1 protein-coding gene is annotated in these 1,011 nt (G+C 56.2%); it reads left to right on the forward strand.

Annotated features, from left to right (window positions below; genetic code table 11):
- Nucleotides 1-156: 156 nt before the first annotated feature.
- Nucleotides 157-1,011, forward strand: an 855-nt coding sequence (locus tag ACWNCF_RS03550; protein WP_449406041.1) for a DUF6884 domain-containing protein, incomplete at its 3' end; no start/stop codon positions are given.

Below are 1,011 nucleotides of genomic sequence, written 5' to 3' on the forward strand. Positions count from 1 at the left end.
TAGCGGCTGAGCTCAGTTGTTGCGCAGCTTCGCTCGAGAGTTTGAAATAACTGCAGAGGATTACCTACTTGATCTAGCAATTAAGTGCAGCAGATGCGAAAATACTGTTGTGCTCCCGGCACGCACTTTTGCAAATTTCCGCTTAGCGGCTCCCGAATGAATCCAGTACACGGCGTGATCGTCATTACAAGTTGCACAAGCCGAAAAAGGAAAGTTGGCACTGTTTTGCAACTCGAGACCGCGCACGTCACGGACTCGCTCAGCAACTTGGCGCACCAGTGGAAGCAGCAAGTGCAGACCGTCCGCGAAAGCGACTTGCTGGCAGCGAGGGATCTCTACGCTGGGCGCTCAATTAGCGAAGCCAAACAAACCGCCGACGCGCTCTTCTCTCCTCTTTATATTGTGTCCGCTGGACATGGTGTCCTGCACGCAAACGAACTGGTCCCAGCTTATGACGTGACGGTGTCGCCGGCACCCGACAATAGGTTGCACTGCTGTTTGCTGCGGCTACAGAAATCGCCTGCCGATTGGTGGCAAGCCCTCATCGAGGCATTTGGACCGCAACGCTCGCTCGCCGAACTGATCACCAGATCGACCCACGCTACCGTCCTGCTGGCTGTGCCATCGGTATACTTGCGCTTGTTGGAACCAGATCTGGCCTGCCTGAGCGATGCAGACATCCAACGCTTACGTGTGCTGACCTCCTATCACGGCGCCACGCGCCTTGCCCCACGCTTACAACACCTTGTCATGCCCTATGACGAGCGCCTAGAGGGGTTACCGACTTTTGCCGGAACACGTAGCGACTTCCCTCAGCGTGCATTGCGCCATTTCACGACCGTCCTACAAGGACATGAACTGTCGCTAGAGAGTGCGCGTGAACAAGTGTCGCAAGCCATGGCGGCCTTACAGAAACCGGTGTTGCCTGAACGTCAGCGCAAGACCGATGACGACATCGTGACGCTGCTGCGCCAGAACTGGGAGCGCCTGCAAGGTTCTTCCACTGCTCTT

Source organism: Massilia phosphatilytica (assembly GCF_977014125.1).